Source organism: Micromonospora sp. HK10 (genome assembly GCF_000982955.1).
Taxonomy (GTDB): domain Bacteria; phylum Actinomycetota; class Actinomycetes; order Mycobacteriales; family Micromonosporaceae; genus Micromonospora.
In genome coordinates this window covers 63,334-70,827 of the sequence record NZ_KQ058870.1, presented here as the reverse complement: position 1 = coordinate 70,827, position 7,494 = coordinate 63,334, and the positions used below count along the sequence as shown (strand labels likewise).

7 protein-coding genes are annotated in these 7,494 nt (G+C 73.5%); all 7 read right to left on the bottom strand.

Annotation, left to right across the window (positions count from 1 at the left end):
• Positions 1-363: 363 nt before the first annotated feature.
• Positions 364-1,443 (bottom strand): amidohydrolase family protein, encoded by a 1,080-nt coding sequence (locus LQ51_RS24605; protein ID WP_046569598.1) that lies wholly within the window; start codon positions 1,441-1,443, stop codon positions 364-366.
• Between the two features lie 18 nt (positions 1,444-1,461).
• Positions 1,462-2,040, bottom strand: a complete 579-nt coding sequence (locus LQ51_RS24600) for a Uma2 family endonuclease (RefSeq protein ID WP_046569597.1) — start codon at positions 2,038-2,040, stop codon at positions 1,462-1,464.
• 68 nt (positions 2,041-2,108) lie between these two features.
• Positions 2,109-3,665, bottom strand: a complete 1,557-nt coding sequence (ffh, locus tag LQ51_RS24595) for a signal recognition particle protein (protein WP_046569596.1) — start codon at positions 3,663-3,665, stop codon at positions 2,109-2,111.
• A gap of 250 nt (positions 3,666-3,915) precedes the next feature.
• Positions 3,916-4,572, bottom strand: a complete 657-nt coding sequence (locus LQ51_RS24590) for a response regulator transcription factor (protein WP_046569593.1) — start codon at positions 4,570-4,572, stop codon at positions 3,916-3,918.
• A complete protein-coding gene (locus LQ51_RS24585) occupies positions 4,569-5,696 on the bottom strand; it encodes a sensor histidine kinase (RefSeq protein WP_046569591.1) in 1,128 nt (375 codons plus the stop codon). Before LQ51_RS24585 ends, LQ51_RS24590 begins: the two co-directional genes overlap by 4 nt.
• A 20-nt stretch (positions 5,697-5,716) precedes the next feature.
• Positions 5,717-6,538 (bottom strand): ABC transporter permease, encoded by an 822-nt coding sequence (locus LQ51_RS24580; protein ID WP_046569589.1) that lies wholly within the window; start codon positions 6,536-6,538, stop codon positions 5,717-5,719.
• Positions 6,528-7,430 (bottom strand): ABC transporter ATP-binding protein, encoded by a 903-nt coding sequence (locus LQ51_RS24575; protein ID WP_046569587.1) that lies wholly within the window; start codon positions 7,428-7,430, stop codon positions 6,528-6,530. Before LQ51_RS24575 ends, LQ51_RS24580 begins: the two co-directional genes overlap by 11 nt.
• Between the last annotated feature and the right edge of the window lie 64 nt (positions 7,431-7,494).

Below are 7,494 nucleotides of genomic sequence, written 5' to 3'. Positions count from 1 at the left end.
GTGGTGCGGTCCAGGACGGCACCGGTGCGGGCATCCAGGACCGCTGCGGTGTGGGTGTGCTTGTGCGTGTCGACGCCGATGACGACTTCGACCAGATCTGCCAGCATGGACATGCGTTCTCTCCTCACCGTGGGGACGCAAGGGTCCGGTCCGGTGCGGAGATGGCAGGACTGTGATGAGACACGCCAGCCACTAACTGGCGGTCAAGCTCCTGATCAGGCCAAACGTCTCCCGCCGGGCCGGCGCCGGCAGCAGCAGACGGACAAGTCCCCTCAAAGGCACAAAGCCAGTCAGACGAAGGGTCACGCCTGCGCTGCCAGCTATCAGCTCATCACTGCTGAGCCGACCCCGCCATGCTCACAGTCAGCGGAGGACGCGACCGCGCAGCACGATGCGGGACGGGGTGCGGACGACGCGGAGGTCGCGGCGGGGGTCCTCGGGGTAGACGGTCAGGTCGGCCAGGCCGCCCTCGACGAGGCCGGGGAAGCCGAGCCACTCCCGGGCCCGCCAGGAGGCGGCGGCGAGCACGTCCTCGGCGGACATGCCGGCCCGCTCGTGCAGCAGCAGCATCTCCTCGGCGGCCAGCCCGTGGTCGATGCCCCCGCCGGCGTCGGTGCCCACGTAGATCGGCACCCCCGCCTCGTGGGCGGCCCGGACCACCTCGGGGAAGCGGTCCCGCAGGGCGAGCATGTGGTCGGCGTACCCGGGGAACTTGGCGCGGGCCTGCTCGGCGATGCCGCCGAAGGTCTGAATGTTGATCATCGTGGGCACCAGCGCGGTGCCCTGCCGGGCCATCAGGTCGATCAGGTCGAGGCTCAGCCCGGTGCCGTGCTCCACCGAGTCCACCCCGGCCCGCACCATGATCTCCACGGCCGACTCGCTGAAGGTGTGCACCGCGGCGCGTGCCCCGGCGGCGTGCGCGGCGGCCACCGCCGCGGTCATGGTGTCCGCGTCCCAGGCCGGGGCCAGGTCGCCGACCCCCCGGTCGATCCAGTCGCCGACCAGCTTGACCCAGCCGTTGCCGGCGGCGGCCTGCGCGGTCACCGTCGCGGCCACCTCCGCCGCGCCCACCTCGATGCCGATGTCACGCAGGTAGCGCTTCGGCGGGGCGACGTGCCGGCCGGCGCGGGCCAGGCGCGGCAGCTCCGGGTCGTCGTCGAGTTCCGGGTACGGGTACGGGGAGCCGGCGTCGCGGATGGCGAGCACCCCGGCGTCCCGGTCGATCCGGGCCAGTTCGCGGGCCTGGTCGACGGCGGTGATCGGGGCGCCGCCGCGGGCGATGCCGAGGTGGCAGTGCGCGTCGGTCAGGCCGGGCAGCACGAACCCGCGGTCGATGACGGTCTCCGCGCCGGGCACCGGTTCGAAGGTGACCCGGTCGCCGACCAGCCAGACGTCCCGGACCTCGTCGTCGGGCAGGAGCACACCGCGCACATGCAGAGCCATGTGCACAGTCCTACCCGATCACTCCCCGTCGGGGGCGAGCAGGTCGTTCTTCCGGGCGGTGAGCGCCGGCAGATCCACGCTGACCTTCCACGGACGTTCGGTGACGAACAGGTCCTCCGTGTTCGCCACCTGCTCGTATTCGCGGTTGGCGCCGAGCGTGTACTCGGTGAGCGCGATCCGCTCCTGGATCGGGTCCACCAGCCAGTACGAGCGGACGCCGGCGTGCGCGTAGACCTTCGCCTTGTCGTACATGTCGCGGAAGGTGGAGGTCGGTGAGACGACCTCGACGGCGAGCAGCGCGTCCTCGACCGGCACCGGCGACTGCCCGGCGTGCTTGCGCCGGATGACCACCACGTCGGGGCGCGGCTCGTTGCGGCGGTCGACCCGCATCGACAGGTCGATGCTGACGAGGTATTCCGGCGGGCAGTTGACTTCGAGTGCGAGCAGTAGGCGGACACAGAGGTCCTGGTGCACGGCGGTCGGCGACGGCACGATCAACCTTCCGTTGATCAGTTCGTACGGAAGGTCCTTCGGCAGGTCGCCGAGGTCGTCGACCGTCCACTCGTGCCGCTCCGGCAGGATCGGGGCCGCGGTCATGACATCTCCTTCCAGGCGGCGACACGACCCTAGGTGATGATCGCGTCGCGCACCGTCACCGACACACGTCAACGCGGGCCCTTGTCACCGCCCTTGCCGAGCTTGTTGAAGTCGATCTTCGGGAGCTTGAAGCCCGGCGGCAGGCCCTGACCACCGGCCAGGTCGCCCGGGTCGAGGCCCGGCGGCAGCTGCGGCATGCCACCCGGGAAACCGCCCGGCATCCCGCCGGCGCCCACCCGGGGCCGGCCGCCGCCCTTGGTGCCCTTGCGCTTGTTCTTCGGCGACTTGGTCGCCTTGCGCCGGCCCCCGCCGGGCAGGCCCATCATGCCGCCCATCTGCTTCATCATCTTCTGCGCGTCGGCGAAGCGGTTGAGCAGCTGGTTGACGTCCATCACGGTGACCCCGGAGCCGTTGGCGATGCGGGCCCGGCGGGAGCCGTTGATGATCTTCGGGTTGGTGCGCTCGGTCGGGGTCATCGACCGGATGATCGCGGTCACCCGGTCGAAGTGCTTGTCGTCCAGCTCGGCGAGCTGGTCCTTCATCTGCCCCATGCCGGGCATCATGGCCAGCACGTTGGCGATCGGGCCCATCCGCCGCACGGCGATGAGCTGGTCGAGGAAGTCCTCCAGGGTGAAGGTTTCGCCGCCGACCAGCTTGGCGGTCATCTTCTCCTTCTGATCGGCGTCGAAGGCCGCCTCGGCCTGCTCGATCAGCGTGAGGACGTCGCCCATGCCGAGGATCCGGCTGGCCATCCGGTCGGGGTGGAAGACGTCGAAGTCCTCCAGCTTCTCGCCGGTGGAGGCGAACAGGATCGGCTGGCCGGTGACCTCCCGGACCGACAGCGCGGCACCACCACGGGCGTCGCCGTCGAGCTTGGAGAGGACCACGCCGGTGATGCCGACGCCGTCGCGGAACGCCTCGGCGGTACGGACCGCGTCCTGACCGACCATCGCGTCGATGACGAAGATGACCTCGTCGGGCTGGACCGCGTCCCGGATGTCGGCGGCCTGCTGCATCATCTCGGCGTCGATACCGAGCCGGCCGGCGGTGTCGACGATGACGATGTCCCGGGCGGCCCGCCGGGCGTGCTCGATCGAGTCCCGGGCCACCTGCACCGGGTTGCCCACGCCGTTGCCGGGCTCCGGCGCGTACACCTCGACGCCGGCCCGGCCACCGAGCACCTGGAGCTGCCCGACGGCGTTGGGACGCTGGAGGTCGGCGGCGACCAGCAGCGGCTGGTGGCCCTGGGCCTTGAGCCAGCGGGCCAGCTTGCCGGCCAGGGTGGTCTTGCCGGAGCCCTGGAGACCGGCCAGCATGATCACGGTCGGCGGGTTCTTGGCGAACTGGAGCCGCCGCCCCTCGCCACCGAGGACGTTGATCAGCTCCTCGTTGACGATCTTGACGATCTGCTGGGCCGGGTTGAGCGCCTGGGAGACCTCAGCGCTGCGCGCCCGCTCCTTGACGTTCGCGATGAAGCCCTTGACCACCGGCAGGGCGACGTCGGCCTCCAGCAGCGCCATCCGGATCTCGCGCGCGGTGGCGTCGATGTCGGCGTCGGTGAGCCGGCCCTTGCCGCGGAGCTTGGTGAAGATCCCGGAGAGGCGGTCACTCAAGGTGTCAAACACGCGAACATCCCGTTTGTCGTTTCGGCACGGAGCGGCCGGGCAGGGCGTCCAGCCACCGCTAGGGTAGCCCGCCGCCCGCACCCGCGCTCCGGACCGGCCCGCCCCTGGCTCACGCGCCCGGGACCGGCCGGAGGATGATCCACTCAGGTTGCGGCAATCCGGCCCCTCAGCGCCGCCGGATGCCCCCGTTTGCGGTATTCCGCTTCAAACAGCGCCGATGCGGGCGCCACCGGTGGCGACGGACGGCCGGTCAGGAGCCGACCAGCCCCGACTGGTACGCGAAGACCACCAGCTGCGCCCGGTCCCGGGCACCCAGCTTGACCATGGCCCGGCTGACGTGGGTACGCGCCGTGGCCGGGCTGACCACCAGCCGCTCGGCGATCTCGGCGTTGCTCAGCCCCTCGCCGACCAGCCCGACCACCTCCCGTTCCCGGTCGGTCAGGGCGCCGAGCCGGGGGTGCGGCCGGGGTACCCGGGCCGGCCGGTTGGCGAACTCCCGGACCACCCGCCGGGTCACCGACGGGGAGAGCAGCGCCTCCCCCTCGGCGACCAGCCGGACGGCCCGGAGCAGGTCCGCCGGGGCGGTGTCCTTGGTGAGGAAGCCGCTGGCGCCGTGCCGCAGCGCGTCGAAGACGTACTCGTCCAGCTCGAAGGTGGTGAGCACGACCACCCGGGTGCCGGTCAGGTCCGGATCGGCGACGATCCGCCGGGTCGCCTCGATGCCGTCCACGCCCGGCATCCGGACGTCCATCAGCACCACGTCGGGCCGTTCCCGGCGGGCCAGTTCGACCGCGGCGAGCCCGTCGGCCGCCTCTCCCGCCACCGCGAGGTCGTCCTCGCTCTCCAGCAGGGCGCGCAGCCCGATCCGGACCAGGTCCTGGTCGTCGGCGATCAGCACCCGGATCATCGAACCTCCTCCACGGGCAGGGTGGCGTGCACCCGGAAGCCCCCGGCCGGCGCCGGCCCGGCCGTGAACGACCCGCCCAGCGCGGTGACCCGTTCCCGCATGCCGGCCAGACCGTAGCCGCCCGCCCGGGGTCCACCGGCGACCGCGCCCCGCCCGGTGTCGGTCACCTCGACGGCCACCTCGGCGGGAGCGTAGCGGAGCCGGACGGCGGCGGTGGCCGGGCCGGCGTGCCGCAGCACGTTGGTCAGCGCCTCCTGCACCACCCGGTACGCGGCCAGGTCCACCGCCACCGGCAGCGCCCGCGGCTCCCCCTCGACCTCGACGCTCACCGGCACCCCGGCGCCGGCCAGCCGTTCCCGCAGCTGGGGCAGCTGGGCCAGGCCCGGCGCCGGGGACCGCTCGTCGGCCGCCTCGTCGCGCCGGACCACGGTCAGGGTGACCCGCAGCTCGTCCAGCGCCTCCTTGCTGGTGCGGCTGATCACGGTCAGCGCCGCCTCGGCCTGCTCGGGCCTGCGGCCCAGCAGGTGCAGGGCGATCTCGGCCTGCAGGTGGATCGCGGCCAGGCCGTGCCCCACCACGTCGTGCACCTCCCGGGCGACCCGCAGCCGCTCGGCATCGGCGAGCCGGCGGGCCTCGTCGGCCCGACCCCGGGCCGCGTTCTCCCGGCCGAGGCGCACCGTCGCGCCGACCGCGAACGGCACCACCACCCACGCGGCGGCCGGCATCAGCCCGACCAGGCCGGGCGGCCGCGGCCCGACGAAGACGTGGGTGAGCAGCGTCAGCAGTGCGACCCCGACGGCCACCGCGGCGGTCCGCGCCGGCCGCCGCGCGGCCACCGTGTAGACCGCCACGAAAAACGACAGCAGGATCGGCCCGTACGGGTAGCCGAGCACCAGGTACGCGGTGGCCGCGGCGGTGACCACCGCCAGGATCACCAGCGGCCAGCGCCGGCGCAGCGCCACCGCGAGCGCGGCCACCACGACCAGCGGGTAGGTGGCCCGGCCGGTGCCCAAGCCCTGGTTGGCGCCGGCCGGCGCGGTGCCGGCCAGGCCGATCACCAGCAGGGCGAGGGCGAGCAGGCCGTCGAAGAGCCACGGCCCCCAGTGCCGGCGGTCCCGCTGCACGTCGCCTCCCCCGCCCCGGCTCAGCCGATGTCCCGACGGTGCAGCAGCACCGCGCCGGCCGCCGCGAACCCGACCAGGTACGCCGCCACCACGACGGCCGCCTGGGCGCCGCCGACGGTCGCCGCCACCCCGGGCGTGCCGGGGTACGCCCCGAGCGCCGCGGCCAGCGACCCGGCGTTCGGGCCGGGCAGTGCCTGCTGCGCCCGCGCCACCCAGTCGAGCAGCGGTGCGGCGATCGCGGAGAGCAGGTTCTGCACCGCGAGCAGCCACACCAGGCCCAGCCCGACCGGCAGCGCCACCGCGCGCAGCGCGACGGCGAGCACGGCACCGAGCATGGCCCACATCGTCGCGATGAGCCAGCCCGCCCCCAGGCCGGTGAGCAGGTCGACCGGCGCGGGCCAGCGCACCGGCTGCGCCTCGGCGAGCGCGATGAGCACGCTGGCCAGCGCGCCGACCGCGAACACGGCGAGCACCACGGCCAAGGCGGCGACGGCGAGGGCGACGACTTTGCCGGCGTACACCTCCAACCGGCTGGGGCCCTGGGTGAGCACCGTCTTCCAGGTGCCCCAGCCGTACTCGCCGCCCACCGCGAGCACGCCCATGATCAGGACGATCGCGCCCAGGAAGACCGGCAGGCCGCCCAGCGAGTTACCGACCAGCTGGTCCGGGAGGAGCGTGGGCAGCGTCCGCTCGTCGTTCGGGCCCACCGTGTCGCCGGCGATGCTGGCGTACGGGAAGAGGTAGGTGAAGGTCAGCGCGAGGGCCAGCGTGATGGCCAGCAGCAGCCAGTTGGCCGGCCGGCGGACCAGCTTGACCAGCTCGGCGCGGCAGCTACCCGACATCGGCCGTTCCCTTCTCGACGAGGTCGAAGAAGACCTGTTCCAGATCGCGTTCCCGGGAACGCAGCTCGCGTACGGCCAGGCCGGCACCGACCAGCTCGGTGTTGAGCCAGGCCGCCCGGTCCGGCTCGACCGACAACTCCAGCCCACCGTCCACCACCCGGACCCGGTCGGCCCCGACCAGCGAGCGGACCCGGGCGGCCGCCTCCTCCAGCGGGTCGGCGAGCACCCGCAGCCCCGCCGCGCCGCGCAGCTCGGCGACGGTGCCCTCGGCGACCAGCCGGCCCCGGGAGATCACCCCGACCCGGTCGCAGACCTGCTCGACCTCGCCGAGCAGGTGGCTGGAGACGAGCACGGTGCAGCCGCCCGCCCCGAGCCGGCGGAGCAGCCGGCGCATGTCCGCCATGCCGGCCGGGTCGAGGCCGTTGGTCGGCTCGTCGAGGATCAGCAGGCGCGGGTCCTTGAGCAGCGCCGCGGCGACGCCGAGGCGCTGCTTCATGCCCAACGAGTAGCCGGCGTACCGGTCGCCGGCGCGGTCGGTGAGGTCGACCAGGTCGAGCACGAGCGCGACCCGGTCGGCGCCGACCCCGGCGTACCGGGCCAGCACGCCGAGGTTGTCCCGCCCGGAGAGGTACGGGTAGAAGGCCGGCCCCTCGATCAGCGCCCCGACCCCGGTCAGCCGGCCGGCGCCGGGTGACCGGCCGAGCAGCCGGACGGTGCCGGCGCTGGGCCGGACCAGTCCGAGCAGCATGCGCAGGGTGGTGGTCTTGCCGGCGCCGTTGGGGCCGAGGAAGCCGTACACCTCGCCGGCCCGTACCGCGAGGTCGAGGTCGTGCACGGCGGTCAGGCCGCCGTACCGTTTCGTGAGCCCTTCGGTCTGCACTGGCAGGTTCATGCCCCGACCCTGCCGCCGCGCGGCCGCCGGCGCGTCACCCCGGCGGCGGCTCCCTCGCTACGTC